The sequence below is a fragment of the Pseudomonas fluvialis genome, assembly GCF_014207935.1.
GTDB lineage: Bacteria > Pseudomonadota > Gammaproteobacteria > Pseudomonadales > Pseudomonadaceae > Aquipseudomonas > Aquipseudomonas fluvialis_A.
Genome location: NZ_JACHLL010000001.1, coordinates 708,880 through 733,784, shown reverse-complemented (window position 1 = coordinate 733,784; position 24,905 = coordinate 708,880). Strand labels below are relative to the sequence as shown.

At 55.8% G+C, this 24,905-nt stretch carries 27 protein-coding genes and 2 pseudogenes; 16 read left to right on the top strand and 13 right to left on the bottom strand.

The genetic code is table 11. The annotated features are described in order from the left end of the window. The first annotated feature begins 383 nt into the window (after positions 1–383). The 9 genes from HNP49_RS03355 (at position 384) to HNP49_RS03315 (ending at position 8,885) form a co-directional block, all read left to right on the top strand. Complete coding sequence (locus tag HNP49_RS03355; protein WP_184680587.1) at positions 384–2,666, top strand: molybdopterin-dependent oxidoreductase; 2,283 nt, start codon at positions 384–386, stop codon at positions 2,664–2,666. Between the two features lie 197 nt (positions 2,667–2,863). Beyond that, positions 2,864–4,549, top strand: a complete 1,686-nt coding sequence (locus HNP49_RS03350; protein WP_184680586.1) for an AMP-binding protein — start codon at positions 2,864–2,866, stop codon at positions 4,547–4,549. Then, the gene (gene moaC, locus HNP49_RS03345; RefSeq protein WP_311772060.1) at positions 4,546–5,019 is read left to right on the top strand and encodes a cyclic pyranopterin monophosphate synthase MoaC; all 474 of its coding nucleotides are present in this window, start codon (positions 4,546–4,548) and stop codon (positions 5,017–5,019) included. The genes HNP49_RS03350 and moaC overlap by 4 nt, the downstream gene beginning before the upstream one ends. A 9-nt stretch (positions 5,020–5,028) precedes the next feature. Beyond that, the gene (locus HNP49_RS03340) at positions 5,029–5,277 is read left to right on the top strand and encodes a MoaD/ThiS family protein (protein WP_184680584.1); all 249 of its coding nucleotides are present in this window, start codon (positions 5,029–5,031) and stop codon (positions 5,275–5,277) included. Position 5,278: 1 nt separating this feature from the next. Further along, positions 5,279–5,740, top strand: a complete 462-nt coding sequence (locus HNP49_RS03335; protein ID WP_184680582.1) for a molybdenum cofactor biosynthesis protein MoaE — start codon at positions 5,279–5,281, stop codon at positions 5,738–5,740. A gap of 48 nt (positions 5,741–5,788) precedes the next feature. Beyond that, positions 5,789–6,343 (top strand): molybdenum cofactor biosynthesis protein B, encoded by a 555-nt coding sequence (gene moaB, locus HNP49_RS03330; RefSeq protein ID WP_184680580.1) that lies wholly within the window; start codon positions 5,789–5,791, stop codon positions 6,341–6,343. 240 nt (positions 6,344–6,583) lie between these two features. Continuing rightward, positions 6,584–7,318 (top strand): SDR family oxidoreductase, encoded by a 735-nt coding sequence (locus HNP49_RS03325; protein WP_184680578.1) that lies wholly within the window; start codon positions 6,584–6,586, stop codon positions 7,316–7,318. Positions 7,319–7,381: 63 nt separating this feature from the next. Continuing rightward, positions 7,382–7,975: a 2-hydroxychromene-2-carboxylate isomerase gene (locus tag HNP49_RS03320; protein WP_184680577.1), complete on the top strand. Its 594-nt coding sequence runs from the start codon at positions 7,382–7,384 to the stop codon at positions 7,973–7,975. A gap of 325 nt (positions 7,976–8,300) precedes the next feature. Next, entirely contained in the window at positions 8,301–8,885 is a 585-nt protein-coding gene (locus HNP49_RS03315) for a TetR/AcrR family transcriptional regulator (protein WP_184680576.1), read from the top strand. A gap of 140 nt (positions 8,886–9,025) precedes the next feature. Here HNP49_RS03315 and HNP49_RS18520 read toward each other — a convergent pair whose 3' ends face one another. Next, positions 9,026–9,643, bottom strand: a complete 618-nt coding sequence (locus HNP49_RS18520) for a DUF6088 family protein (protein WP_311772059.1) — start codon at positions 9,641–9,643, stop codon at positions 9,026–9,028. 151 nt (positions 9,644–9,794) lie between these two features. Between HNP49_RS18520 and HNP49_RS18920 the strand changes: the two genes are divergently transcribed. After that, positions 9,795–9,998, top strand: a complete 204-nt coding sequence (locus tag HNP49_RS18920; protein ID WP_409372516.1) for a hypothetical protein — start codon at positions 9,795–9,797, stop codon at positions 9,996–9,998. Positions 9,999–10,058: 60 nt separating this feature from the next. On the opposite strand, the gene umuC is transcribed toward HNP49_RS18920, so the two are convergent. The 5 genes from umuC to HNP49_RS03285 form a co-directional block, all read right to left on the bottom strand. Next, on the bottom strand, positions 10,059–11,330 hold the full coding sequence (gene umuC, locus HNP49_RS03305) for a translesion error-prone DNA polymerase V subunit UmuC (protein WP_184680574.1): 1,272 nt from the start codon (positions 11,328–11,330) through the stop codon (positions 10,059–10,061). Then, positions 11,327–11,764, bottom strand: coding sequence for a LexA family transcriptional regulator (locus tag HNP49_RS03300; protein ID WP_184680570.1), 438 nt, complete (start codon positions 11,762–11,764; stop codon positions 11,327–11,329). The genes umuC and HNP49_RS03300 overlap by 4 nt, the downstream gene beginning before the upstream one ends. 81 nt (positions 11,765–11,845) lie before the next feature. After that, positions 11,846–12,340, bottom strand: coding sequence for a hypothetical protein (locus HNP49_RS03295; protein ID WP_260407033.1), 495 nt, complete (start codon positions 12,338–12,340; stop codon positions 11,846–11,848). Between the two features lie 161 nt (positions 12,341–12,501). Continuing rightward, positions 12,502–12,723 carry an AbrB/MazE/SpoVT family DNA-binding domain-containing protein gene (locus HNP49_RS03290; protein ID WP_409372515.1) on the bottom strand — a complete coding sequence of 74 codons (222 nt, stop codon included), beginning with the start codon at positions 12,721–12,723 and terminating at the stop codon, positions 12,502–12,504. 235 nt (positions 12,724–12,958) lie between these two features. Then, entirely contained in the window at positions 12,959–13,381 is a 423-nt protein-coding gene (locus tag HNP49_RS03285; RefSeq protein WP_184680566.1) for an antitoxin Xre-like helix-turn-helix domain-containing protein, read from the bottom strand. A 179-nt stretch (positions 13,382–13,560) separates the two neighbouring features. Here HNP49_RS03285 and HNP49_RS18590 point away from each other — a divergent pair. After that, positions 13,561–14,712: pseudogene (locus tag HNP49_RS18590) on the top strand (IS3 family transposase); the annotation flags it as partial. Positions 14,713–14,918: 206 nt separating this feature from the next. Here the strand turns inward: HNP49_RS18590 and HNP49_RS03275 are convergent. The 3 genes and pseudogenes from HNP49_RS03275 to HNP49_RS03265 all read right to left on the bottom strand — a co-directional run bounded on the left by HNP49_RS03275 (position 14,919) and on the right by HNP49_RS03265 (position 17,342). After that, positions 14,919–16,724, bottom strand: coding sequence for a hypothetical protein (locus tag HNP49_RS03275; protein WP_184680564.1), 1,806 nt, complete (start codon positions 16,722–16,724; stop codon positions 14,919–14,921). 78 nt (positions 16,725–16,802) lie between these two features. After that, positions 16,803–17,030 (bottom strand): annotated as a pseudogene (locus HNP49_RS03270) (magnesium chelatase domain-containing protein); the annotation flags it as partial. 39 nt (positions 17,031–17,069) lie between these two features. After that, entirely contained in the window at positions 17,070–17,342 is a 273-nt protein-coding gene (locus HNP49_RS03265; RefSeq protein WP_184680562.1) for an accessory factor UbiK family protein, read from the bottom strand. Between the two features lie 408 nt (positions 17,343–17,750). On the opposite strand from HNP49_RS03265, the gene glnK reads away from it, so the two are divergent. The 5 genes from glnK (at position 17,751) to sutA (ending at position 21,725) form a co-directional block, all read left to right on the top strand. Beyond that, on the top strand, positions 17,751–18,089 hold the full coding sequence (gene glnK / locus HNP49_RS03260; protein WP_021700071.1) for a P-II family nitrogen regulator: 339 nt from the start codon (positions 17,751–17,753) through the stop codon (positions 18,087–18,089). A gap of 42 nt (positions 18,090–18,131) precedes the next feature. Next, positions 18,132–19,448, top strand: a complete 1,317-nt coding sequence (locus HNP49_RS03255) for an ammonium transporter (protein WP_184680560.1) — start codon at positions 18,132–18,134, stop codon at positions 19,446–19,448. A gap of 91 nt (positions 19,449–19,539) precedes the next feature. After that, positions 19,540–20,790, top strand: coding sequence for an ammonium transporter (locus HNP49_RS03250; protein WP_184680558.1), 1,251 nt, complete (start codon positions 19,540–19,542; stop codon positions 20,788–20,790). 106 nt (positions 20,791–20,896) lie between these two features. Beyond that, complete coding sequence (locus HNP49_RS03245) at positions 20,897–21,325, top strand: secondary thiamine-phosphate synthase enzyme YjbQ (protein ID WP_184680556.1); 429 nt, start codon at positions 20,897–20,899, stop codon at positions 21,323–21,325. 76 nt (positions 21,326–21,401) lie between these two features. Continuing rightward, positions 21,402–21,725 carry a transcriptional regulator SutA gene (sutA, locus tag HNP49_RS03240; RefSeq protein ID WP_184680554.1) on the top strand — a complete coding sequence of 108 codons (324 nt, stop codon included), beginning with the start codon at positions 21,402–21,404 and terminating at the stop codon, positions 21,723–21,725. A gap of 52 nt (positions 21,726–21,777) precedes the next feature. Here the strand turns inward: sutA and HNP49_RS03235 are convergent, their stop codons facing one another. From HNP49_RS03235 to dapF, 4 genes are read right to left on the bottom strand one after another with little or no spacing between them, the layout of a single operon-like run. Then, the gene (locus tag HNP49_RS03235) at positions 21,778–22,473 is read right to left on the bottom strand and encodes an HAD family hydrolase (protein WP_184680552.1); all 696 of its coding nucleotides are present in this window, start codon (positions 22,471–22,473) and stop codon (positions 21,778–21,780) included. Next, complete coding sequence (gene xerC / locus HNP49_RS03230; protein ID WP_184680550.1) at positions 22,470–23,372, bottom strand: tyrosine recombinase XerC; 903 nt, start codon at positions 23,370–23,372, stop codon at positions 22,470–22,472. The genes HNP49_RS03235 and xerC overlap by 4 nt, the downstream gene beginning before the upstream one ends. Before the next feature lie 6 nt (positions 23,373–23,378). Next, complete coding sequence (locus HNP49_RS03225; protein WP_184680548.1) at positions 23,379–24,077, bottom strand: DUF484 family protein; 699 nt, start codon at positions 24,075–24,077, stop codon at positions 23,379–23,381. Continuing rightward, the gene (dapF, locus tag HNP49_RS03220) at positions 24,074–24,904 is read right to left on the bottom strand and encodes a diaminopimelate epimerase (RefSeq protein WP_184680546.1); all 831 of its coding nucleotides are present in this window, start codon (positions 24,902–24,904) and stop codon (positions 24,074–24,076) included. Before dapF ends, HNP49_RS03225 begins: the two co-directional genes overlap by 4 nt. Position 24,905: the final 1 nt, after the last annotated feature.

Here is a 24,905-nt window from a genome sequence, read left to right as displayed (position 1 = left end):
TACTGCATTACTCGACCTCTATACCCGGTCAATCGACCTTCAAGTCTGCTTAAACAACCCGCGAGACGAGTCTGACTCAACGCATAGTCAAACGATCGTTTGGCGAACGATCGTTAGCCTATAGCTCAAATTTATCCCTGTCAAAGGGTGAAAGTATTTTTTTGCTAAGCCCCGCTACGTGCCGAATGCAGAGAACCAGTGGCCTACCGACCGGGCTGCCTGCTGGCAGCAGTAAAGCATGGGCGCACCTCAGGCGTTCGGGACGATCCGCCCTCAACGACCCACCTGCGTATGAGGATTGACAGGGCGCCAAAAATCAGATTATCGTTTTACCGAACGATCGTTCTGCAAACAAGAAGAGTCACCCAGAGGAGTCATCCCGCATGCACACCGAGAAAACCGCCTGCATACTTTGCTCACGAGTCTGTGGCTTAACCGTGGACATCGAGGATGGCAAATTCGTCAAGATCAAGGGCGATGACGAGCATCCAATTTCGAAGGGCTACATTTGTCAGAAAGCAGCTCGTCTTGAGCATTACCAGAACCACGATGATCGCCTGAAGCATCCACTCAAACGCCAGGCAGATGGGAGCTTTACCCAGGTGACCTGGGATCAGGCCCTTTCTGAGATTGCCGAAAAACTAAATACGATTAATAAAGAATCAGGCGGGGATGCATTTGCCCTTGTTGGGGGTGGCGGTCAAGGCAATCACGTTGGCGTACTTTATGGGCAACAACTGCTTGGGGCTATGGGGAGTCGCTTTGTTTACTCCTCACTGGCTCAAGAAAAAACTCCAGACTTCTGGGTTAATGGACGCTTGTTTGGTGAGCAAACTTGCCACACCACAGAAGACATCGAACACGCTGACTATGTGCTGTTCATCGGCTGCAACCCCTTCCAGTCCCACGGCATCCCTAATGCACGTGACACCCTGAAAGCGATCAAGAAAGACTCAAACCGCACCATGGTGCTGGTTGACCCGCGCAAGTCTGAGACAGCCAAGCAGGCCGATATTCATCTTCAACTTCGTCCAGGAACAGACGCATTTCTGCTTTCTGCGATATTGGCAATCATTGTCCGTGAAGACTTGCATGATCGCGATTTTCTAGCGAAGCATTGCACGGGCTTTGAAGAGCTAAAGAAAGAGTTGCTCACGCTTCCAATTGAGGAGTACGTGCATCGCGCCGACGTGCCGTTAGAGGACGTATATCGAGTTGCTCGCGGCTTTGCTACTGCAAAGACGGCCTGCGTGCGGATCGATCTAGGTCTCCAACAGACTCTGCATTGCACGCTGAACGCGTACCTAGAAAAGTTGCTGTACTTGGTCACAGGCAATTTCGGTAAGAAGGGTGGCAACAATCTGCACACCTATTTGATCCCCCTTCTTGGCAACACTGACGAACGCAAAACCGTCAAGGGTAAAAAACTAAAGCTGACCGCTCATCATAAAATGATTCCCATTGCAGGCCTATATCCGCCAAATATCTTGCCGGATGAGATCGAACACGGTGGTATTCGTGCAGCCTGGGTCGACAGTTCCAATCCATTGATGACCGCAGCTGACACCGCAGCCTATGAGCGTGCGTTCAATAAACTTGATCTTTTGGTTGTCGTCGATATAGCACTAACTGAAACCGCTCGACTAGCTCACTACGTGCTGCCGGCTGCCTCGCAGTTTGAGAAGTGGGAAGCATCCGGCTTCACCCTGGAATTTCCCAACAATTTCTTTCAACTGCGTAAACCACTCTTCGAGCCTCATGGCGAATCACTACCAGAGCCTGAGATCTACACCCGCCTGATGGTGAAGATGGGCTTGATTCCAGATCGCTTCCCAGTCCTTGAACGGATTGCCAAGCTGGAGCCGAAAGCCACTGGCCATCAACTTTTCTTAGCGTCGTTTGCAGCAGCATTGTCTCTTAAGAAATCTTGGATGAGGTATGGCGCATCGATTCTCTACCGCACGCTGGGTAGGGCGCTTCCTGATAAGGCGGCCGCGGCAGCAATTTTCTTCCCATTAGCCTTGGAGTATGCAGCCAAGTACCGTGAAGCCGTACTTCGCGCAGGATTCGAAGGTAATCGATTTACACTAGCGGCGTCTCTGTTTCGGGCTATTCTGAGCCGGAACTCCGGAACCATTATCAGCGAGCATGAGTTCGAGGATGTTTGGACTCTTATCAAAAATAAAGATGGCCTAATCCATTTGCATATCGATGAAATGCTTGCTGACCTGAAGGATTTGAGAGTGGAGGCGCAGCCTTTCACTGATCACCCTTTCATTCTGATGGCCGGCGAACGACGCAGCTATAACGCCAACCAAATATTCCGCGATCCTGATTGGCGCAAGGTAGATAAAGATGGCGCCATGCGTATGCATCCAAGCGACGCTCAAACACTGAATATTACTCATGGTGAACGCGTTATTTGCAAGTCTTTAATAGGACAGATTGAAGTCACAGTCGAGATAGATGATAGTGTTAGGTCGGGAATGGTGACACTGCCCCACGGTTACGGCATGAGGTTCAAAAATAGCGATCCTATCGGCCCTCAACTTAATATTTTGACAAGTGGCGATCACTGCGATCCATTTACAAAAACACCGTACCACAAACACGTTCCAGTAAATATTATTAAGACAAATACTGCTCTTTCCCGCGCAACTGCTTGATTTTGGCAGGCGGAGAGTGGCAGCCCACGACGCAGCCACTTTCCTGCGCTTTTTATTCTCTCATTAAGACATCCTTGATTGTGAATCTGGATGAGACGAGCTTAGGCAGATCCAGCAACATACAAAACATTCAGACCGCAATAATCTGAACGGTTGCGCTTGAGCGATAAAAACAGATACGTCCTGAGGTTTCAACGATGCATGCTGACTTTTGGAAAGACAAACGCCCCTCTGGAATTGCCAACGAGATTGACCCAAGAACTTACAAGTCTCTTTTGGATGTCATATCACTCTCTTGCAGGCACTTTGCCAGCCAGCCAGCCATCAGCAACATGGGAGTTACACTGACCTATGGAGAGCTGGATCGACTATCAGCGGCATTCGCGGCTTATCTTCAGCGATACACAGATCTAAAGCGTGGTGATCGTATCGCCATACAAATGCCCAATCTCCTGCAATACCCCATTGCAGTATATGGAGCGTTACGGGCAGGTTTAATTGTGGTAAACACCAACCCGCTCTACACCGTGCGTGAAATGCGTCATCAGTTCAACGATTCTGGTGCTCGCGCGCTGGTTTACTTGAATATGTACGGAGATCTGGTTGAGCAAGTCTTGGCTGACACTAAAATTGAGTTTTTGATTGAAGCAAAAGTTGGCGATCTGCTTCCTACATGGAAGGGGTGGCTGACCAATGCAGTGCTTAAGTACAGCAAAAATTTAGTGCCGGCTTATAACCTGCCTCAGGCAGTATCCTTTAAATCCGTGCTAGCTCAGGCGAAACATCTCGCAGCCGCTCCTTTTAAAGTAGATTCGGATGATATCGCGATCATCCAGTACACCGGAGGCACTACGGGTGTTGCCAAAGGCGCAATGCTCACTCACGGAAACCTCATTTCGAACATGCTCCAAATGAGTGCTTGGCTTAAGCAGGAAGGGGAGAATGGGATCCCGGTAATGATGGAGGGTCAAGAGGTTATGATCTGTCCGCTCCCCCTTTACCATATCTATGCGTTCACTGCGGGTATGTGCATGATGGTAAATGGTCATCATAGCGTGCTGATTACCAACCCTCGTGATACAAACAAACTAATTAAAGAGATGAGCAAATGGCGTTTTTCGCTGTTCTTGGGCCTCAATACTCTCTTTGTATCACTGCTAGACCACCCCAAGTTCAAGAGGCTGGACTTTTCCAGCCTAAAAATTACCTATTCAGCGGGAACAGCCCTGGTTAAGGACACGGCATTACGGTGGCAGTCGACGACAAACTGCCCGGTAATTGAGGGCTATGGGCTCACTGAAACAGCTCCAGTAGTGTCTTTGAATCCGTACGGCAAAGGTGCTCGGTTGGGGTCAGTAGGGCTGCCAATGCCAAGTACTACATTCAAAATCATTGACGATGATGGTGTCGAACAACCATTAGGCACTCGCGGAGAGCTCTGTATTAAGGGGCCGCAGGTAATGCTCGGCTATTGGCAACGCCCCGAAGCAACTGATGAAGTATTGGACTCAGAGGGTTGGTTTAAGAGCGGGGACGTTGCAGTGATTGACAAAGATGGTTTCGTGCACATCGTAGATCGCATAAAGGACATGATCATCGTTTCAGGTTTCAATGTTTACCCAAATGAGATTGAGGAGGTTGTAATGGCCCACCCCAAAGTATCCAGCTGCGCTGTCATCGGGGTTTCTGACCCAAAATCTGGTGAGGCAGTAAAGCTGTTTGCAGTTCCATGTGACGCCAGCCTCACGAAAGAAGAACTCAACGCCTATTGCCGGGCAAATTTTACTGGCTACAAGGTGCCAAAACACATTGTCATAAAGGATTCTTTGCCACTTTCACCGGTTGGCAAAGTGTTGCGGCGTGAACTAAGAGAGCTAGCGTGAATCAATTAAGCCACCTGGACATACACGGTAATGCCTGCATGGTAGATGTCACGGATAAACCCATGACTTATCGTATAGCCACAGCAGAAGCCTACGTACACATGCAACCAGAGACGCTGAGAATGATTCATAGCGGAGAACATCCTAAAGGTGATGTATTTTCCGTGGCCAGGCTTGCCGGCATACAATCGGCCAAACAGACTCACAACTTGATCCCATTGTGCCATTCACTGCTACTTACCAGTGTGAAGTTGCAGCTTTTGAGTTTCGGCGAGCAATCTGTACGCATCGAAGCTACATGCAAAGTGATGGGTTCAACAGGCGTTGAAATGGAAGCGCTGACCGCTGTAAGTGTTGCAGCGCTCACCATTTACGATATGTGTAAGTCTGTAGATCGGTCCATGACAATAGAAAGAATACGCTTACTTGAAAAAGATGGTGGCGCTTCTGGCCGTTTTGTCGCTTGCTGAGAAGTATTTATGATCCACATCAGTTATTTTGCACGATATCGTGAGCATCTAGGAACTATTGGAGAGGATATCCAATATGCGCCGCACCTGAAAACCATTCAGGATTTACGGGGCACTCTTATTGCTCGAGGAGGGAAATGGAGAGTCCTAGAAGAAAAAAGTCTGATGAATGCCCGTAATAGCGAGCTTTGCACTGACAGTGAACCCATATTTGACGGCGATCAGATTGCCTTCTTCCCGCAAGTAACCGGCGGCTGACATGGCCATCTACGTTCAAAAGGATCCATTTGATCCGAGTTATTGTCTGAATACACTACAAAAGGACTCTGGTGTAGGGGCACTAGTGACATTCGTAGGGTATGTCAGGGACATCAATGAAGGCATGCCCGTACAAAGTATGTACCTCGAACATTATCCTGGAGTGACTGAACAAGCGCTTGGCAAAATTGCCGATCAAGCTCAGACTCAATGGCCACTACTGTCAGTTGACATTTATCATCGTGTGGGAAATATGTCAGCCGGTGAGCCCATCGTGTTCGTAGGTGTTTGTAGCGCACACCGCCAAGCAGCTTTTGATGCTTGTAACTTCATCATGGATTATCTAAAAACCCGAGCACCATTATGGAAACAGGAGCATGGTCCCAGAGGGAGCCATTGGGTTGAAGGGCGCGATTCAGACCTGAACGCTGCTGCACGATGGGACACTCTGCGGCAGTCATGAATAACCTTAATCCGTTCCGGATCATTTTCGCACATTGGATTTCTTAAGATGTCGCACAATTCCAGCCCAACATTTCAACCTTTGAACACGGCACTTTTAACCATTAGTGACACAAGAAGTCTAGAGACTGACAAGTCAGGCAACACGCTAGCTGAGCGTCTCTTGATCGCTGGACACACGCTCTATGAACGAAAAATAGTCAAAGATGATGTTTGGCAAATTCGGGCAACAGTCAGTAACTGGATTGCCGACCCGAAAGTACAGGTAATTCTGCTGTCCGGCGGAACAGGCTTCACTACCCGAGATAATACGCCTCAAGCTATAACACCCCTGTTGGAGAAGATGGTTGATGGATTTGGTGAGTTATTCCGTCAAATATCCTTCGACTCAATCGGGACATCCACTATGCAGTCCCGGGCTCTGGCGGGGATAAGCAACGGAACGCTGATTTGCTGCTTACCAGGATCGCCAAACGCATGCTGCACCGCATGGGATGAAATTCTTAAAGAGCAACTGGATAGTCGTACCAAACCATGCAATTTCTTACCCCATCTCAAGCAACTCATGGCCAACTCAAGCGGCTGCTGTGAAACGCGCGGATGAATTCATTTCTTCTTGGGCATGCTCTAGAAATGCCTCGACTTTGGGTATGCACAGCCCAGTAATTCGTGTGATTAGTGCGGCTACCTCCTAGTAACTGGCTTGCCATAGCTATCGTAGTCTGAAGCCCTTCTGACTGTATTCAGTGGCCGTTGGGACTCGGTAAAAACAGTATTGACGCGGCTGCAAATTTTCTACTATCGTCCCGATATCGAACGATCGTTCGCTAACTGAGGAGGCATAATGCAAAGCAACGAGAAAAAAGTCGTGCTAGTAATCGGGGCGGGCGACGCAACTGGCGGAGCAATTGCGAAGCGATTCGCGAGAGAGGGATACATTGCCTGCGTCACCCGCCGAAGTGCAGACAAGCTGCAGCCGCTTATTGACGATATTCGCGCGGAAGGAGGCGAAGCACATGGCTTTGCCTCGGATGCACGGAAAGAGGATGAAGTGACTGCTTTGGTAGAGCATATAGAAAGCCAGATTGGCCCCATCCAAGTTTTTGTTTTCAATATCGGGGCCAACGTTCCCTGTAGCATCTTGGATGAAACTGCACGCAAGTATTTCAAAATTTGGGAAATGGCCTGCTTCTCTGCCTTTCTCTCCGCCCAAGCGGTGGCTCTGCGCATGGTCAAACGTGGGCGCGGAACAATTCTGTTCACCGGCGCGACTGCAGGACTGCGAGGCGCTTCGCACTTCGCCGCTTTCGCCGGTGCCAAGCATGGTGTACGTGCCTTAGCACAGAGCATGGCGCGCGAGTTGGGGCCGCTGAATATCCATGTTGGTCACGTGGTCGTAGACGGCGCGATAGATACCGCGTTTATCCGCGACAACTTCCCCGATCGCTACGCGTTGAAAGACCAGGACGGCATACTCAGTCCTGAGCACATTGCCGATAACTACTGGTTCTTACATACCCAGCCGCGGGATGCCTGGACATTTGAACTTGATCTGCGGCCATGGATTGAGCGCTGGTGAGCTTTTTTCGCGTCGCAATACCGTATTGCAGACGCCCAACATATCAAAATTAGAGAACCCATGATGAGCAAGACTGTTGAGTTTTTCTTCGACTTTGGAAGTCCCACCACCTACCTCGCTTGGACACAGTTACCGCGCATTTGCGCAAATGCTGGCGCCGCCTTGGTGTATCGACCTATGTTGCTTGGCGGTGTATTCCAGGCCACTGGCAATTCATCCCCAGTCGTCATCCCCAGCAAGGGGCGTTTCATGGTTCAAGATCTTGCGCGTTTCGCAAAACGCTACCGCGTGCCCATGAAATTCAATCCACATTTCCCGATCAACACTCTAGGCCTTATGCGTGGGGCCGTCGCTGTGCAATTGCATCAGCCCGAGCGATTCGATGCTTATGTCTCTGCGATCTTCCGTGCCATGTGGGTAGATGGGCTAAATATGGGCGATGCATCGGTGGTTGGCCGCGTACTAATTGAGGCGGGCTTCGATCCTGAACAGATTATGACGCAATCAACGGAAAGCGATGTCAAAGAGGCACTTAAATCTGCTACTGACGAAGCTGTCCGGCGTGGCGCTTTTGGAGCGCCGAGCATGTTTGTAGGAGATGAGTTGTTCTTTGGTCAGGATCGACTGGACTTCCTTCAGGAAGCCTTGCAGAGCTGATGTAACCTTTCGCTGGCTCAGTTGCTTATTTCGTTGAGAACCCATGCAGCAAGCCTGAAGCCCCAGAGCACTGAGCTGTACTCAGTGCTCTCTATATATATAGATATCCGAGAGACCTCTTGTTAATTCCTTGAGATACTAATTGACCTTTGTAAGGTCATGTCAAACCATTGCTGGGCGATAAAAATCTATATACCCCACATCACTGCAATCGCTTTTTATTGCATTGAGACTTCCAATACATTAACGATTAGACAGCAAGCACTTGATCGATGGTCCACTTGCCATTCGGTGATTTCATCTAAGCTCCTTCATGAACCTTATAATGACATCTAACAAATATAGCGCTAAAGATATTTTTTTAGACTCAGGGCGTCGACTGATGTTTAAAAAAGGTTTCCACGGAATGGGAATCAATGAGCTACTACAGATTTCTGAATTATCTAGAGGTTCCTTTTATCACCACTTCAAATCCAAGGAGGGGTTTGGAGTTGAACTTCTAGAGGATAGCTACCGTGCTTGCTTTTCAGAATTAGAGAATGTATTTCGAGTGCAGTCCGTCGACGCTCGGCGTTCTTGCTTCATGAGGTGGCTTAGCGACCTGCTTGAGGATTCATGCGCGCCACTACGCCTGATTGCGCTATTAAATGCAGAAGTAGATCTTCTCCCAGATAAAATGCGCGAAGATCTACTGCGGAATCACGAGAAAGCCCTTCAGCTTCTTACTGAATGCATAAAGCTAATTTACCCTCGCAACATTGATTGCGATGAGGAATTTCGGCCTTCGGCCAACACTCTCATTAGTCTCTGGATGGGATCAGCAATTACAAAAAATATTAAGGCAGATATTTCGCACTCAAATATCGCTCACCTTTCAGTCGCATCCATATTGATTTGTTCAGCCACATGATTTTGAATTGCCCCCTGTTTCGTAGATACCTTCAAGCCTCAATGGAGGTCTGCTAAGCCACTGAGGACAGTCCGCTTCTGGCCGGGGGCAGCCTGTCGAATGCACCCCAAAAGCGACCATTAGTGATAAGCGGATAACAATCAGGTCTTCTCCAAAGCGATGCGCATCCACCCCGGCATTCTACAGTTCATAAGACAGATGAAATTTTCATGGCTTAGCGCATTCTTGATTGCGCCTACGCACTCTGGAGTAGCCCCTGCCTTGCCGAGATAAAATAATGCACTAATAGCCGCTCCCACCTTGGTCCCGGCATGCTGCATAACCATCGGGGGCGCATGTATCAGTCTGATTTCACCCTTCCCGATAAATACGGAGCGGCTAGCGCCATTGGTGTAAAAGATCAGAATAAGCGGCATCTGGGTGCTCAACCCAAATCGCCTAACAGCATCAGCGCCATGGATCTGTAGAGATAGACGCTTCTCTTTCGCAATAAGATTAATCAACTGCCATGGATCGGGTGGCGCTGAGGCAGAATAACGTCCTGCCTTGGGCCGCATATAGACCCCTCGATACACCCTCTCAAGCTCTCCTCGCTTGATCAGCCGAGCTACTGCCTTCGATACAGCGTTTTTCGTTCCAACACCATCGAAACGCCTGATACTGAATAGCTGCCCCTTTGGAAGGTACCTAACCCGCTGAGCTACATAGGCCGATACAGAACAGGTATGGCCAGTGTGGCCTCGTGATACTTTAGTCACTTGATGCGTCCTGTGGGCATGAACGGTCGAATAGATCAGGTTTCGATTGCTGCCTTCAGTCCATGATGACAATCTGGCTGCAAAGACTGGCAGTACGGCCCCCCCCACTTGGAGTCACTGATGTTCGTCGCGGCCACTCTAAACACCGAGAATGGGCTTGAGTCCAATGGCCAATAATGCGCACGGTCTATCCAAGAGAGAGATGCATGTAGATCATACTGTAGCGTCAGCTCAGCTATCAGGGCTTACTCCATCGCCACACCTTGCAGGCCTGTTGTCTCAATATCGTGCTGGCACTATGTCTTCAGCGCAGCTGATTGAAAGTCTCAAAGCGTACTACCGGCGAGCTGAGTGATCTATGAATCGCCCTGTTTTCCGTAGACACTCGATGACGGCTTTTGGCTTTAGCGGCCCCTTACCCACGCACCCCAATTACCTCATCCCATCGAGTAGTGTACCTCTGACTCAGCATCTCCCTCCGCATTGCCCAAGCAGGTTTCGCCAGTACTCGGCCAATCCGTACGGCGCCTCGACACTCTTTCTGATTGATCTGGTCGACAACCTTCATCAGCTGCTCTGAGCCGGGGCGGGGTTTTGGCGCAAACAGATCCGGCGTCATCTCGCCGCGCTGGCTTAGATCCATCAGCAAGATGGAGCACTTCGACAACGGATATCCAGGTCGGTCGATTTGGCTCAGGCCTCGCTGGGCAAGCGCCAGAATTTCGCGCGTATCGTCGGTAGGTGCAGGTAGAGCCAAGGTCACAGTGTTGGCGTAGCGAGGCCCATCGAGCTGGGCCAACTGTGTCTGAAGGCCGACCTGAATCGTGCTGCAAAGCGAGTTCTGGACGCGCAACTTCTCCGCAGCGCGGCTCACATAAACAGCCAGTGCTTCGCGAATTGGCGGCAGCTCTGTTTGGCGTACACCGAACATCTTGCTGGAGCAAATAGCCTCTTTCGGGGGCGGGCCCTCATTAAATCCGATGCAGCTAACACCGCGTAGCTCCCTCACTGTGCGCTCCATGGTCACCCCGAAGGTTTTGCGTAGGGTACCGATATCGAACTGCGCCAGATCCCAGGCCGTCACGATATTCAGAGTCGAGAGCTTGGCCGCCGAGCGATGCCCTACACCCCACACTTCTGACACTGGCGCCAGGCGAAGTAATTTTTCTTGGCGTACGGGGTTTGTCAGGTCGAGAACACCACCTGTGCCTTTCCATTTCTTCGCGGCCCAGTTCGCCAACTTAGCCAGGGTTTTAGTCGTGCTGATGCCAACGCCAACGGGCATGCCAATCTCACGAGCCAGGCGCTCGCGGATGCTGTGGCCTAACCCAGTTGGGTCAGATACACCGGTCATGTCGCCCCAGGCTTCATCAATCCAATAGACCTCGATACCGGGGAGCATCTCAGCCATCACTCGCATGACTCGGTTGCTGATGTCTGCGTATAAGGGGTAGTTGCTGGAGCGGGCCACCACACCTTGCCGACGCATCTCATCGCGCACTTTGTAGTAGGCGGCGCCCATGCCGATGCCCAGCGCTTTGGCTTCAGTCGAACGAGCGATGATGCAGCCGTCGTTGTTTGAGAGCACGACCACTGGCCGGCGTTTCAGCTCGGGTTGGCAGATGCGCTCACAGCTGCAATAGAACGAGTTGCAGTCGATGAGAGCGAAAACGCGAGCGGGAGTCATGGGGCCACACAGCTGACCACCCTGCTGACCACACCCCAAACCTCGACGATTTGTTGACCATCGAGTTGTAGATCGGGAACGATGGGGTCAGCAGCCTTAAGCCAGCGGCCTCCAAACAAGTCGCGTTGAACTAGCCGCACCCGGTAGCCGTCGCCCAAGTCGACCACCACAAGTTTGTTGTCCAAGTGGCTTGCTGCTCTGTTCACGATCAACCGGTCACCAGGGAATATCCCGAAGCCCAGCAGTGTGTCATCGAGCACTCGACCGCCCCAGATATGCGGCGCCCCCAGACCAGTAAGCCGATCTAAGGAAAGTCCCTCTTCTTTCTCGTCCTCAGCGGGCGATTGGAAGCCGGTGATGCGCAGATCAGCAGCGTCGGCAAGTAGGCGCTCGCGCAGCCTTTCACCGCGAGCCAGTATCGAAAGAGAAGGCATCGGAACATCCAGGCACTGTACATAAAAACAGTATTTGCCAAACCTTGCGATAGGTCAATCAGGGGGGATAGGTGGTCGCTGCTAAAGCGGATCACCACTCAGAATGGCGTACCCTGTGTCGCCTTCACAGCCTGCTTCCGAGCCGGGACTCCACTCTAAGCGAGCCTGCTTGGTGGTCAGATCCACCAGAAGGCGCCGGTCTAGACACCCCATCGATTGGCCAGCTACTGCCTGTATCTGGGCTTCTGTCCATGTTTGCACGACGTAGCTGAAGACCTGAGCTTCAATATCCTCGCCCTCGGTGTGATGCAAGATTGAGGCATACGCTTCAGTGCAGCGGGCGCTAGCTTGATCGCAGCGAATCTCGACGGCGTTGGTGCCGGGAGTGACGTAACCCTTCTTGGTTTCCCAGCCCCCCCAGATGAGAAGTTGCCCATCTTTTTGCTCTACTTTCAACGGGGGGCGTATGACGGAGTGAGGGGATTCAGCAGTGGTTGGCTCCACAAACCAGAGCACTGTGTAAGCGGTGAGCAGCGATGAGGCCAGCACAATGGCGAGGTATCTGAGATAACGCATGTTCGAACTCCATTTCAAAAGGAAATGCCATCCTGGCGTGAGGAGTTTAGAACATGAACTGGCGCTTGCAGGGCCAAGTGCAAAGCATGTGTGAAGGCGACGAGGCCTGATGCGCGCCTGAGCGACATATGCTGGTCAAGACTTGCCTGCGGTGATTGGTGCTATTCGCCTCCAGAACGATTCCAGTGGTCGATCAACTCATCGGTACGATCCGGAATCCGAGGTGTCTTGCTGAGTACAAGGCACCGGACATTGCCGACGTACTCCTCAATCACATAGAGAATGTCGCCAACGTCGACGCCCAACTCCTGAAGAACCTCATCTGGAATGCGGATAGCGCCGTCGCCATCCCAGTCTTCGATAGTCACTTGCATGGGGCCCATTTCCTTTCTCCACCTTTATGATCGCCTTTGGCTCGGCTCATCTTAGGGCACGGTCAGGCCGCTAGCCGAGATCATACGCTGCGGTAGTAGGGCCATTATCATGTGCTCCGCCGGTCAAGTCAGATGCAAATGGCTGGTCAGGTGGATGCAATTACGCAGCAGCAACTGCTGGCATATTTGTAGACATTGAGGATGGCTCTGGGCAACACAGGAGGGTTTGTAGCCTTTATCTGAATCAGACCACGCCCCGACTGCGCGAGTAGCTAAGGTTACTCCCACAAAGCGCGTCGATCCGCTTGTAGGTCTCGAAAATGGACAGAAGGTCGCCCTGCGCCATGATTTCCAGCGGTTTACGACCATTAAAGAAGTCGTTGTAGTTTTCCATGCTCACAAAGCTGTAGACATTATCAGGGTTTTCAAAGGCGAGCCGCAGGCTGGCATGGCAGTTCAATACAATACTCGCTCGCTCCAATTGATCACGGTCGACACGAACGGCTTTGCCCTGCCGAATACGGCAAACGCTACTGCGTGTGATACGAAGGATGCTGCAAACCTGCTGAGTAGTAGCCTTCCATTGCTCTAAGATTTTTAGCGCAGTGCGCAGAATCAGGCTGCCATCACCAAGCGTAAATGCACGGGGGGTGGATTTTGCGTGCATGGCAGTAGCTCCTGTATCTCGGCTTCAAAAATCGTCTTTTGTAGGCAAGCAGTCACGCGATTCTAATGCTGACGGCAGGCCGCGGGCAGTGTTCGTTTCGGCTGGCATCAGTAGCTAGGGTTCTACCCCGTTAACACGGACACTTTCGAGTAAGCTCACGCCGAGCTGAAGGAGTGTTCATGAAGCGCAAGAAGTACAGTCCTGAATTCAAGCGGGAAGCCATCGAGTTGGTTCGTCGTTCAGGCGCGAGCTGTCGACAAGTTGCTCTGGAGATTGGTGTGGCTCCGAACCTGCTCACGCGCTGGGTTCGAGAGGCACAGCCAGGCACAGAAAAGGCCTTTCCCGGAACAGGTAGCCCGCGAGATGAGGAGCTGGCCAGGCTCAAGCGTGAGTTGGCCCGAGTGGTCAAGGAACGTGATTTTTTAAGAGACGCGGCAGCGTACTTTGCCAAGGAGTCATCGAGCGGTACACGGTGATCCAGCGCTGCCGCAACGAGTACCCGGTACGACTGATGTGCCGTTGCTTGGAGGTTTCTGCCAGTGGCTATTACGCCTGGCAGGATCGTGATCCAAGCCCACGTGCTCAAGAGAATGCACGCCTGGTAAGGCGCATTCGAGAGATTCACGACGACAGCCGTGGTGTGATCGGAGCATCCCCGGATGCATGAGGATCTGCTCGACGAGGGCGAAACTGTCAGCCTGAACCGCGTTGCTCGCCTGATGGCAGTTGAGCGAATTCAAGGCTGGCCACGCCCGAAGAGGCGTGGCTTTGGAAGAGTCGCCAGCGGGCGTCCAGCAGGCGTGAAAAACCTGCTGGAGCGCGATTTCACTGCGCAGGAACCGGAGCGCAAGTGGGTCACGGACATCACGGAAATAGCGACACTGGAAGGCAAGCTCTTCCTATGCGTGGTGCTCGACTTGTACAGCAAGCTGGTGATCGGTTGGTCGATGCATCACCGTCAGGATCGGCAGATGGTGATTCGAGCGGTGGAGATGGCGATCTGGCAGCGCCAGGGTGACTGGTCAGTGATCCTGCATTCGGATCGCGGCAGCCAGTTCACCAGTGCTGACTACCAGCGCTTTCTGAATCGCAACACGCTGGTCTGCAGCATGAGTGCAGTCGGGCATTGCGGCGACAACGCTGCCTGTGAAGGCTTCTTCGGTCAGCTCAAACGGGAGTGTGTTGCCCATCAGTCGTATCGAACTCGTGATGAAGCGCGGGCGGATTTATTCGACTACATCGAGCGGTTTCACAATCCACGAATGCGTCGTAGAGTCGCCCGGCAAGATCTGAAGTTTTCAGCCCTTTTCAAACCGTCCGTGGAAATGGGGTCGAACCCGGATGCCGCCCTGCCGGAGAAGGTGCGCAAAGACGCTAAATTCTTCCTGCCCCATCATCCAACATTGGACGACATCATCCTGGCCGGGACGCTCGAGGAGCAAGCTGAGACGATGCCCATTGGGGTGATAGGGCCTGTTTTCAGCACCTTGCTGAAGTGAGCGTGCAAAGGGATCGAATAAAGCAGCGGAATTTCGCGTCAGCGCAGGCGGCGAGATCTGGTCGCTCTTGGTGTCGCTTGAGGTTGGCTGAACAGCCGGCTCAGAAAGTCATCTGCAAACAGTTCCGGATGCTTCCAGTCGATTTGGATTTTATGATTGTGTTTGCATCGGCCCCATTGCAAATTGTACCGAGCTGTTGATTGCATGAGTGCATCGGATCCAGCAGGGTCTGCAAAACCCAGTAAAAGTTCGTAGATAAGCCCTTCTGGGATTTCATCTTCTGACTCTGTCCAAATAATTCCAGTTGAAATAGCTTGGCTCAAACGCATCTGTAGCTCGAATACGTATCGGACCTTACCATCGAACTCGATCCTAGCTATGACAGCTACACGTTTCCGTACTTTAAGTTCGTCGCTGTAAAGCCAGGCTTTATCCTTTCCATCGTACTTAGAGGGAAGTAAGCAAAGCGGGAGTCGATTATTCTTATCAATAGCTAGTTCTTTAGTCTGAAATCCCTCGGTGAGAAAGCAGACCTCCGCCAGCTTGTGCTCATGCGCTTTGGACAAAATTATCGCTGTTGCGATGCTTTGATTCTGTACATCATTCGGAGTTAGCTGAAAGTTTTCGAGCTCCTTATCTTCCTCTGTGGTGCCTGTCGGATTTTTTGCTTTTCCTCTGAATTCAGCTTTACGTTTCTTTTCTGAGTCGGGGCCGCCAGGTGCAGTAGTGGCCACTTCAACAGGTACATTTTTTCTGACGTATTTTCCGCTTTCCTTCTCAGTCGGATCTGGCTTCGGCGAGCGTTTGACGGGAATTTTCTTTAGGCCTGGAAAGCGCTGGTCAATGTGTGGTGCATACACCGGGCTTCGGGACTTCCTGCGATCCACGCCTTCGTCAGTGATCTGCTCGGCTGGCTCAATGTTGTTCAGTGCTAAGGGGGCCATCTCAGAGCCCCCCCCTGTTGACGTCGTGCTAGATCTCTCATCCCGGTCCCATTCTAGGGAACCAATAGGGGGCGCCCAGTCACAGCTAATTATTTGAGTAACTAGAAGTCGATTTTTGCCAATATTCCTGCCGAGAAGTTTAAAGCCGACTTTGCCTTCCGTTGGAGGAATCGCCCGAATAGGCCATCGCTTAGAAGATCGGCCGTTAGGTCCCCTGTCTGTGAAAATGCCTTTTGCTGCTTCGAGGGCATATTCATCGAAGAGAAACGCCGCCAAAAAGCCCACAATCTGCTCAGGTACACCCTTCTTTAGCCAGATTTTTTTATGCAAGCCAGTTGTAACGGATTTCTCGCTGTCATAAATGCTGAGCTCTGGATTCAGAATGTGCTCACTAAGTAAAAGTTGCGTCAGGAATGTTGAGTTCGCATAGAAGAAGAGAAAAATATCCACGGATGGGATAATGACGCCGTAACGGTCGCCGTTATGGCCGATGCCCACATAAAGCGTTTCGTTATCTTCCTCTACGCTTGATTTTGTTCTTGGAATTATTGCCTCTGAGTTTTCTTCATCAAAGCGATTGAAAAAAGTCAGATTTGCGCGAGAGAGATCAAGGATGAGGCGTTTCTTTCTGGCCTCCACCAACTGGTAGTCGGTGCTAAGCAGGAACCCATCGCGTATGAGCCCATTTCGCCTCAGCGACGGCAGGTCGCCTATTGGCACAGGGACGATCTCATCCGCCTCCTGCCACGGTTGCTCACCGGGCTCCGTTACCTTTCCGATGACGACTTCGAGCCGCAGATCTTCCACGGCTGCATAACTCTGCTTCACCAAGTACCTAAAGTTCTTAATGCGCCAGAGGCCGTCTCTGTGGAGTTGTTCGTGGTAGACCCCACGGGTCATCTGAGCATTCCATTCTCATAAAAAGAGCAGGATATTCTCAGATGCAAAAGACGCTATCAAATATTAAAACATCTTAGACTTGGGCAGATCGGCGGGGGCGAGGCTTAGGGTGATGCGGCGCGGCGGGAAGTCGAAGCCGGCATTGAGGATGGCGCTGCGCACGCGGTCCTTGCTTTCCTTCACCGCCGTTTCCGGCAGGCCCACCAGTGCCAGGCTGGGCAGGCCATTGGCCAGGTGCGCTTCGACGCTGACCGCCGGGGCTTCAATGCCGACCTGGGCGCGGCTGTGTACAAGAGCCAGGGACATCGATCACTCCTTGATCGTCAGTCGCCGGCGCCGGAGAGCTTACTCGGCGTTGGGCGTGGGCTTTTCTGCCAGGCGTGTTTCCAGTTCGGCGACCTTGGCCTCGAGGCTTTCCAGGCGCGCGCGGGTACGGGCAAGCACCACCATCTGGCTGTCGAATTCGTCGCGGCTGACCAGGTCGAGCTTGCTGAAGGCGCTCTGCATGAGCATTTTCAGCTGGGCTTCCACCTCGGCGCGCGGCAGCGGCGTATCGGCACTGAACAGGCGGGCGGCCTGCTGGCCAAGGACATCAAAAAGGGCTTTGGGCGGCAGCATCATGGGACTCCGGGTATCTGCGCCGCAGTGTAGCACGCGACTGCTGGGCCTCGGCTCCGGGCGGCCTGACTGCAACTGCACGTTTTTCGAGCGCTGCCGCCCGTGCATGTGCGTTGTTTTGGTGCGTATGCCGTCGGTCGGGATGGGTGTAAGGCTTGGGTTTTCGCCTAACTGGCTGAATAAATGAATTTTTTCAGAACTGGCAAGCTTTCTGCTTTATCCCTTTCGACGCGTGCACCGATGCAGTTCCGGTGCAACAGGCGAGGCAAGCCCCGAGTCACGAGCGAGGGGTGTGGCGTGTCGCAGCGGTTGGAGAGGTCGCTCCGGCGCGTTTCCAAAGCCAGACACTGCGCTTAGACTTGTCGCGGGTTCACCTGGGGCACGTCAACCAACACGGGAGAGAGTTTCATGAAGTTAGTCACTGCCATCATCAAGCCGTTCAAGCTGGACGACGTGCGCGAATCACTGTCGGAGATCGGCGTGCAGGGCATCACTGTCACTGAAGTCAAAGGCTTCGGTCGTCAGAAAGGCCACACCGAGCTGTATCGCGGTGCCGAGTACGTCGTTGATTTCCTGCCGAAGGTAAAAATCGACGTGGCCATCGCCGATGACCAGCTCGATCGCGTTATCGAGGCGATCACCAAGGCGGCCAACACCGGCAAGATCGGTGACGGCAAGATCTTCGTGGTCAACCTGGAACAAGCCATCCGCATCCGTACCGGCGAAACCGGCACCGACGCGGTTTAAGACCCAGTCTCCGAACGAACCCCTCGCCCCAGGAGAAACACTATGACTCTGCGTAAATTCGCAGGGCTTGGAGCCCTTTTGTCCCTCGTTACCCCCGGCATCGCCATGGCTGACGAGGTTGTACTGAATACTGGCGATACCGCATGGATGCTGGTCGCTTCCCTGCTCGTGCTGTTCATGACCATCCCCGGTCTGGCGCTGTTCTACGGCGGCATGGTGCGTTCTAAAAACGTGCTGTCGGTGCTGATGCAGTGCTTTGCCATCACCGGCCTGGTGACCCTGCTGTGGGTGATCTACGGCTACAGCATCGCCTTCGATACCACGGGTATGGAACAGGGCGTAGTCAACTTCAATTCCTTCGTTGGCGGCCTGTCCAAGGCCTTCCTCAGCGGTGTGACGACCAGCAGCCTGGTCTATGCCGTGCCGGAAAGCGTGTTCATCGTCTTCCAGATGACCTTCGCCATCATCACCCCGGCCCTGATCGTCGGTGCCTTCGCCGAGCGCATGAAGTTCTCCGCGATGCTGATCTTCATGGGCGTGTGGTTCACCCTGGTCTACGCACCGATCGCCCACATGGTCTGGGCCGGTAACGGTGGCCTGATGTGGGACTGGGGCGTGCTGGACTTCGCCGGAGGCACCGTGGTGCACATCAACGCGGGTATTGCCGGCCTGGTAGCCTGCCTGGTACTCGGCAAGCGCAAGGGCTTCCCGACCACCGCCATGGCCCCGCACAACCTGGGCTACACCCTGATGGGCGCCGCCATGCTGTGGGTGGGCTGGTTCGGCTTCAACGCAGGTTCCGCCGTGGCTGCCAACGGCACCGCCGGTATGGCCATGCTGGTCACCCAGATCGCCACCGCTGCTGCAGCTCTGGGCTGGATGTTCGCCGAGTGGCTGACCCATGGTAAGCCGAGTGCCCTGGGCATCGCTTCCGGTGTGGTTGCCGGTCTGGTCGCCATCACCCCGGCCGCCGGCACCGCTGGCCCGATGGGCGCCATCGTGATCGGTCTGTCGGCAGGCGTGATCTGCTTCTTCTGCGCCACCAGCCTCAAGCGCAAGCTGGGCTACGACGACTCCCTGGACGCCTTCGGTGTACACGGTATCGGCGGTATCGTCGGTGCCATCCTCACCGGTGTATTCGCGGCTCCTGCCTTGGGTGGCTTCGGTACTGTGGAAGACATCGGCGCGCAAGTGATCACCCAGATCAAGGGTGTTGGCTTTACCGTCCTCTACACCGCGATCGTCACCTACGTGATCCTCAAGGTGCTGGACCTGGTCATGGGCCTGCGCGTCAGCGAAGAAGCCGAGACTGTTGGTCTCGACCTCTCCGAGCACAACGAGCGCGGCTACAACCTGTAAGCCTCACGCAGTACCCAACGCCCGGCTTGCCGGGCGTTGTTCTTTCTGCGCCAACGATGGCGCGATGTGATCCGGTACAAAGGAGTACCCCATGGACAGTACGGCTCTGATTCCCCTGCAGTATGCGCTGGATACCTTCTATTTCCTGATCTGTGGTGCCCTGGTGATGTGGATGGCGGCTGGTTTCGCCATGCTCGAGTCCGGCCTGGTACGGGCAAAGAACACCACCGAGATTCTCACCAAGAACATCGTGCTCTACGGGCTGGCCTGCGTGATGTATCTGCTCTGCGGCTATGCCCTGATGTACGGCAGCGCGGCGGGCGGTGTGCTGCCGACCCTGGGCGCGCTGATTGGTGACGAGCATGCCGCCGAGGTGGTGGCGGCCGGTGGCGAGGGTGCGCCCTACTACGCCAAGCGGGCCGACTTCTTCTTCCAGGTGGTCTTCACCGCGACCTGCATGTCGATCGTTTCCGGTGCCGTGGCCGAGCGCATGAAACTCTGGGCCTTCCTCGCCTTTGCCGTGGTGATGTGTGCCGTGATCTATCCGGTCGAGGGCTACTGGGCCTGGGGCGGCGGTTTCCTCAAGGCAGCCGGGTTCAAGGATTTTGCCGGCTCCGGCGTGGTGCACCTGGCGGGTGCGACGGCGGCACTGGCCGGGGTCATCCTGCTCGGTGCGCGCAAGGGCAAGTACGCCGCCAACGGCCAGATCAACGCCTTTCCTGGGGCCAACCTGCCGCTGGCGACCCTGGGCTGCTTCATCCTCTGGTTCGGCTGGTTCGGTTTCAACGGTGGTTCGCAGCTGAAGATCAGCACCATCAGCGACGCCAACGCCGTGGCTAGCGTATTCGTCAACACCAACCTGGCGGCCTGCGGTGGTCTGCTCGCCGCTCTGGTGGTGGCGCGCATCCTGTTCGGCAAGGCTGACCTGACCATGGTCCTCAATGGTGCCCTGGCCGGTCTGGTGGCCATCACCGCCGAGCCCTCCACGCCGACTGCGGTACAGGCCAGCCTGATCGGGGCGGTGGCCGGTGTGCTGGTGGTGTTCTGCATCCTGGCCCTGGACAAGCTGCACCTGGATGACCCGGTCGGCGCCATCTCGGTACACGGCGTGTCCGGCATCTGGGGCCTGCTGGCGGTTCCGCTGAGCAATCCGGCGGCCAGCTTCGGCGCGCAGCTGCTCGGCGTGGCCTGCATCTTCACCTGGGTGTTCCTGGCCAGCCTGCTGGTCTGGGGGCTGATCAAGCTGGTCATGGGCCTGCGCGTCAGCGAGGAGGATGAGTACGAGGGCGTCGATATTGTCGAGTGCGGCATGGAGGCTTACCCCGAGTTCACCCGCAAATAACCCTCGACCTTGGTCGCAGAGGGCGCTTCGGCGCCCTTTGCTTTTTCTGTGGCCGCGCTAGAATGCGCGCGCTAAGGCTCCTGCACGGGAATCACGGATGGGCGGCATGTTCTGGCAGCAAACCCTGATCAGCCTCAAGCCACGCCCGCGTGGTTTTCACCTGATCAGTGCCGAGGTCGAGCAGGCGTTGCCCGAACTGGCGCGCTGTCGTGTCGGCCTGCTGCACCTGTGGCTGCAGCACACCTCGGCCTCGCTGACGGTCAACGAGAATGCCGACCCGGCTGTGCGACGTGACTTCGAGCGCTTCTTCAACCGTCTCGTACCGCAGGAAATGGCGGGCTACGAGCACAATGATGAAGGGCCGGATGATCTGCCTGCGCACTTCAAGTCCAGCCTGCTTGGCGTTAGCCTGCAGCTGCCGGTACGCGAGGGACGCCTGGCGCTGGGCGCCTGGCAGGGCATTTACCTGGGCGAGCACCGCGACCACGCTGGAGCACGCCGGCTGGTGGCGACCCTGCAGGGCGAGCCTTTCTGAATTTTTTCTGGCAACGCGAAGATTGCGCGCGGCTGGTCTATAACTAACCTGCTTTTCGCTAGGCAAGAGGTTGAACATGAGCGACGAAGAACTGGAACAGGACGAACTGGAAGGCACCGAGGACGAGGACGGCGAGGAGCTGGGCGCCGCTGCCGACGAGGACGAGGCTGATGACAGCGATGGCGAAGCCACGCCTGCCTCTTCCGGCAAGAAAGCCAAGGTGGTGGTAGAGGAGGAAGAACTGCCTTCCGTCGAAGCCAAGCAGAAGGATCGCGATGCCCTGGCCCGGGCCATGGAAGAGTTCCTTGCCCGTGGTGGCAAGGTGCAGGAAGTGGAGGCCAATGTGGTCGCCGATCCGCCCAAGAAGCCGGACAGCAAATACGGCAGCCGCCCCATCTGAGGTGGCGCCATGAAAAAGCCCGCCAATCGGCGGGCTTTTTCATGGCCGCGTTTCAGCGCCAGTTATGCAGCAGGGCGGGCAGCTCGGCGAGGGCGCGAACTTCGGCGTGGGCCGGCGGAGCATCGTTCCAGGCATTGCCCTGGGGGTTGAACCAGATCGCCCGGAAGCCTGCAGCCAGGGCGCCGGCAATGTCATCACCCGGGTGGTCGCCGATATGGGCGGCCTGCGCGGCCTCGACGCCGGCATGGGCGAGGGCGGCGGCGAACGGCTCGTTGGCCGGTTTGCCGATGCCCAGTTGTTCGGCGCTGACGGCAAAGCGAAAGTAGTCGGCCAGGCCCAGGCGCTGCACGTCGGCATTGCCGTTGGTGATAACGCCGAGGATGAACTGATTGGCCAAGCGCTCCAGGGTGGCATGCACGTCGGGAAAGAAGTCCACCTCATGGCGGGCGGCGAGGAAGACCTGAAAGCCGCCCTCGGCCAGGTGCGCCGCCTCGGCGCTCGGGTAGCCGGATTCCAGCAGGGCCTGCAGGAGGATGCGTCGGCGCAGTTCGCTGAGGCGGTGCTTGAGTGCCGGCTCCGCCGCCAGCAGGCGAGCGCGGATCGCCCACAGCTGTTCGATGGGCACCGCGCCCAGGCGGGGGGCCTCGCGCGCCAGCCAGTCGCGCAGGCGCGCTTCGGCGTTGTGCATCACCGGGGCGACGTCCCACAGGGTGTCATCGAGGTCGAAGGTGACCAGCTTGAGGCTCATTCGCTGTCGCTCCCGCTGCGGCGTTTGGCCCGAGGGTGGGCGCTGTCGTAAACCTTGGCCAGATGCTGGAAATCGAGGTGGGTATAGATCTGCGTGGTGGCGATGTCGGCGTGGCCGAGCAGCTCCTGTACCGCGCGCAGGTCCTGGGACGACTCCAGCATATGGCTGGCGAAACTGTGCCGCAGCATGTGCGGGTGCAGGTGCTGGCCCAGCTCGCGCACACCGGCGGCACGCACTCGCAGCTGGATGGCACGGGGCGTCAGGCGCTTGCCCTGGCGGCTGATGAACAGGGCCAGATCCTGTGGATTGGCCTGGGCGCGCAGCGGCAGCCAGGCATGGATGGCCTCCCGCGCCTGGCGCCCGACCGGCACCTCGCGGGTCTTGCTGCCCTTGCCGAGCACCCGTACCAGGCCGGCAGCCAGGTCGAGAGCGGGCAGATCGAGGTTGACCAGCTCGGCCAGGCGCAGGCCGGAGGAATAGAACAGTTCCAGCAGCGCCTGATCGCGGCGGGCAATGAATTCATCCTCGACGCCGCCATCGAGCAGCTGCTGCGCGCGGTCGGCATCCAGGGCGCGGGGCAGCTTTCGTGCGCTCTTGGGGGGCGAAAGGCCGTTGGCCGGGTCGTGACGGCACAGGCCTTCGCGCAGCAGGTACTGGTACAGGCCGCGCACAGCCGAAAGCAGGCGGCCCAGGCTGCGCCCGGAGAGGCCCTGCTGATGCAGGCGCGCGATCATTCGGCGCAGGCGCGCGCTGTCCAGCTCGTTCCAGCTGCGCAGGCCATCCTGCTCGGCCAGCGGCAGCAGCTTGAGCAGGTCGCGCTGGTAGGCGGCCAGGGTGTGCGGGGAAACCTGCCGTTCGCGGCGCAGGTGTTCGAGGTAGGCGTCGAGGGCTTCGCGCACGGCGCGTTAGCGCACCGAACGCAGCGGACTGGCGAAACGCGGCAGAACGCGGGCGATGACCTCGGCCAGGTAGGCGAGGAACAGGGTGCCCAGGCTGCTCTTGTAGTGCTGCGGATCGCTGCTGCCGATCGCCAGCACGCCATGCAGGCCCTGGTGGGTCAGGCTGACCACGGCGGCCGAGCCGATCTGTGCGGCCTCGTCCTCGCCAAACAGGAAACTCAGTTCGTTGGGGCGTAGCACGCCGCACACGGTCTTGCCGCCGGCGAGGAGCCCGCCGATGGCCTGATGGGCTTCCGCGCTGCTGACACAGCGGCCGACGGGCAGGCCGTTGTCGCTGAACAGGATCAGGCTGACGAAGGGCACCTGGAACTCATGGCGCAGGCTGTCCTCCACCGCGCTGACCACTTCGTCGAGGCCGTTGGCGTCGAGCAGGGCCAGCACCAGACGACGGGTCTTGTCGAACAGGCGGTCGTTGTCGCGGGCCACGTCCATCAGCTGCGACAGGCGATGGCGCATCTCGATGTTGCGCTCGCGCAGCAGTTTGACCTGGCGCTCCACCAGAGACACCGCCTCGCCGGGCTGGTGCGGGATGCGCAGCTCGGTGATCAGTTCTTCGTGATCGACGAAGAATTCCGGATGGCGACGCAGGTAGGCAGCGACCTGTTCGCTATCCAGCTCGGCGGGTTCCTGGTGGTGTTCGCTCATAGACGGATCTGACCTTCGTACACGCGGACGGCGGGTCCGGTCATCATAACCGGCTGCCCTGCGCCTGCCCACTCGATGGACAGCTTGCCACCGGGCAGCTCCAGTTGCACGGGTGAATCCATCCAGCCCTGGCGAATCGCCGCCACGGCGGCGGCGCAGGCGCCGGTGCCGCAGGCCTGGGTTTCGCCGGCACCACGTTCCCACACACGCAGACGGGCCTGATGGCGGTCGAGCACCTGGAGGAAACCGACATTGACCCGCTGCGGGAAGCGCGGATGGTGCTCCAGCTTCGGCCCCAGGCTGTGCACGGGCGCGCTGTCGACGTTGTCGACACGCAGCACGGCGTGTGGGTTACCCATGGATATCGCAGCCAGCTCAACCAGCTGACCGTCGACCTCCACCGGGTAGCTCAGGGCTTCGGAATCGGCCTGGAAGGGGATGACGGCCGGCGTCAGGCGCGGAGCACCCATGTCCACGCAGACCTGTCCGTCCGGGCGCAGGTTGAGCTCGATCACGCCGCTCTTGGTTTCCACGCGGATGCATTTCTTGGTGGTCAGGCGCTTGTCCATGACGAAGCGCGCAAAGCAGCGGGCGCCGTTGCCGCATTGCTCCACTTCCGAGCCGTCGGCGTTGAAGATGCGGTAGCGGAAGTCCACGTCCGGGCTGGTCGGCGCCTCGACGATCAGCAGCTGGTCGAAACCGACGCCGGTGTGCCGGTCGCCCCACTGCTTGGCATGCTTGGGCTGGATATGCGCGTGCTGGCTGATCAGGTCGAGGACCATGAAGTCGTTGCCCAGGCCGTGCATCTTGGTAAAACGCAGCAGCATG

Bases quoted from the DNA above. Each gene is read 5' to 3' on its own strand.
- HNP49_RS03295 (WP_260407033.1), bottom strand. From the start codon at position 12,340: ATGCGTTATCTCAGATACCTCGCCATTGTGCTGGCCTCATCGCTGCTC.
- HNP49_RS03265 (WP_184680562.1), bottom strand. From the start codon at position 17,342: ATGCTGCCGCCCAAAGCCCTTTTTGATGTCCTTGGCCAGCAGGCCGCC.
- HNP49_RS18920 (WP_409372516.1), top strand. From the start codon at position 9,795: ATGGGCTTGAGTCCAATGGCCAATAATGCGCACGGTCTATCCAAGAGA.
- umuC (WP_184680574.1), bottom strand. From the start codon at position 11,330: ATGACTCCCGCTCGCGTTTTCGCTCTCATCGACTGCAACTCGTTCTAT.
- dapF (WP_184680546.1), bottom strand. From the start codon at position 24,904: ATGCTGCTGCGTTTTACCAAGATGCACGGCCTGGGCAACGACTTCATG.
- HNP49_RS03250 (WP_184680558.1), top strand. From the start codon at position 19,540: ATGGACAGTACGGCTCTGATTCCCCTGCAGTATGCGCTGGATACCTTC.
- HNP49_RS03340 (WP_184680584.1), top strand. From the start codon at position 5,029: ATGATCCACATCAGTTATTTTGCACGATATCGTGAGCATCTAGGAACT.
- HNP49_RS03315 (WP_184680576.1), top strand. From the start codon at position 8,301: ATGACATCTAACAAATATAGCGCTAAAGATATTTTTTTAGACTCAGGG.
- moaB (WP_184680580.1), top strand. From the start codon at position 5,789: ATGTCGCACAATTCCAGCCCAACATTTCAACCTTTGAACACGGCACTT.
- HNP49_RS03235 (WP_184680552.1), bottom strand. From the start codon at position 22,473: ATGAGCCTCAAGCTGGTCACCTTCGACCTCGATGACACCCTGTGGGAC.
- sutA (WP_184680554.1), top strand. From the start codon at position 21,402: ATGAGCGACGAAGAACTGGAACAGGACGAACTGGAAGGCACCGAGGAC.
- HNP49_RS03290 (WP_409372515.1), bottom strand. From the start codon at position 12,723: ATGGGCCCCATGCAAGTGACTATCGAAGACTGGGATGGCGACGGCGCT.
- HNP49_RS03255 (WP_184680560.1), top strand. From the start codon at position 18,132: ATGACTCTGCGTAAATTCGCAGGGCTTGGAGCCCTTTTGTCCCTCGTT.
- HNP49_RS03225 (WP_184680548.1), bottom strand. From the start codon at position 24,077: ATGAGCGAACACCACCAGGAACCCGCCGAGCTGGATAGCGAACAGGTC.
- HNP49_RS03335 (WP_184680582.1), top strand. From the start codon at position 5,279: ATGGCCATCTACGTTCAAAAGGATCCATTTGATCCGAGTTATTGTCTG.
- HNP49_RS03245 (WP_184680556.1), top strand. From the start codon at position 20,897: ATGTTCTGGCAGCAAACCCTGATCAGCCTCAAGCCACGCCCGCGTGGT.
- HNP49_RS03320 (WP_184680577.1), top strand. From the start codon at position 7,382: ATGAGCAAGACTGTTGAGTTTTTCTTCGACTTTGGAAGTCCCACCACC.
- HNP49_RS03350 (WP_184680586.1), top strand. From the start codon at position 2,864: ATGCATGCTGACTTTTGGAAAGACAAACGCCCCTCTGGAATTGCCAAC.
- HNP49_RS03300 (WP_184680570.1), bottom strand. From the start codon at position 11,764: ATGCCTTCTCTTTCGATACTGGCTCGCGGTGAAAGGCTGCGCGAGCGC.
- HNP49_RS03275 (WP_184680564.1), bottom strand. From the start codon at position 16,724: ATGACCCGTGGGGTCTACCACGAACAACTCCACAGAGACGGCCTCTGG.
- HNP49_RS03355 (WP_184680587.1), top strand. From the start codon at position 384: ATGCACACCGAGAAAACCGCCTGCATACTTTGCTCACGAGTCTGTGGC.
- HNP49_RS03285 (WP_184680566.1), bottom strand. From the start codon at position 13,381: ATGCACGCAAAATCCACCCCCCGTGCATTTACGCTTGGTGATGGCAGC.
- HNP49_RS03325 (WP_184680578.1), top strand. From the start codon at position 6,584: ATGCAAAGCAACGAGAAAAAAGTCGTGCTAGTAATCGGGGCGGGCGAC.
- glnK (WP_021700071.1), top strand. From the start codon at position 17,751: ATGAAGTTAGTCACTGCCATCATCAAGCCGTTCAAGCTGGACGACGTG.